The sequence below is a fragment of the Methyloparacoccus murrellii genome (genome assembly GCF_054657115.1).
In genome coordinates this window covers 1-202 of record NZ_BAAHXD010000158.1, presented here as the reverse complement: position 1 = coordinate 202, position 202 = coordinate 1, and the positions used below count along the sequence as shown (strand labels likewise).

The window sequence follows — 202 nt, the reverse complement described above, 5'->3', positions numbered from 1 at the left end:
TGACCCGCGGCGTGGCCGACATCCTGATCGCCGTCACCGATGGCCTGAAGGGGATGCCCGAGGCCCTGGCAGCCGTCTTTCCCGCCACCACGCTGCAAACCTGCATCGTGCATCTGATCCGCAACAGCCTCGATGACGCCAGCTGGAAAGATCGCAAGGCGCTGGCGGCGACGATCAAGCCGATTTACACGGCCCCCAGTGT

Annotated in this window: 1 protein-coding gene; it reads left to right on the top strand. The window is 64.9% G+C overall.

Annotation, left to right across the window (positions count from 1 at the left end; genetic code table 11):
* Positions 1 to 202: transposase (locus tag ACYQ1H_RS15710; protein WP_460028971.1), on the top strand; the 202-nt coding region annotated here is incomplete at both ends.